1 protein-coding gene is annotated in these 533 nt (G+C 46.0%); it reads right to left on the reverse strand.

Features of this window, described 5'->3' with window-relative positions:
- Positions 1-102 precede the first annotated feature (102 nt).
- A partial coding sequence (smrA, locus tag R7093_RS27690) for a DNA endonuclease SmrA (RefSeq protein WP_318147337.1) occupies positions 103-533 on the reverse strand: 431 nt, incomplete at its 5' end.

The raw sequence follows: 533 nt of genomic DNA on the forward strand, positions 1-533 counted from the left end.
CATATCGGTCTCCTAACGTTTCACAACGGCGGTGAATTTGATGACCCTTCCCGCGAGTGGGAAGGGGAAATAAGGTCGGGCATTCTAGCACCGAGGAGAAACTTAACCTAACCGTTTTTGATGACGTTCGCGGTTTTCTAGTTTCTTGTCTGCGCTTTTTCTTAGCAATACATAAACAGCACCACTGCCACCGTGAAAGCGTTGTGCACTGTGCACGCATTGCACTTCTTTTATTTGTTGTAACCAACTGCTGACGAAGCTTTTCATTAATGCTGGTGGATTCGAACGTTCGCCACGGCCGTGCACAATCACAACAGTACGAATATCCATTGAGATACATTGCTTTAAGAACTTCACTACTTCATCACGCGCTTCTTTCAGCGTTTTACGATGCAAGTCTAAACGGGCTTGGATAGGGTACTTCCCAAGGCGAAGTTTGCGAAATACACCATCTTGAACACCATCTCGTTTGAACTCGACGAAGTCATCGGGTTTGAGCATTTCTGCATGATCGAGAGAAAGGTATTCTGGGT

The organism is Vibrio sp. 1580 (assembly GCF_033340055.1).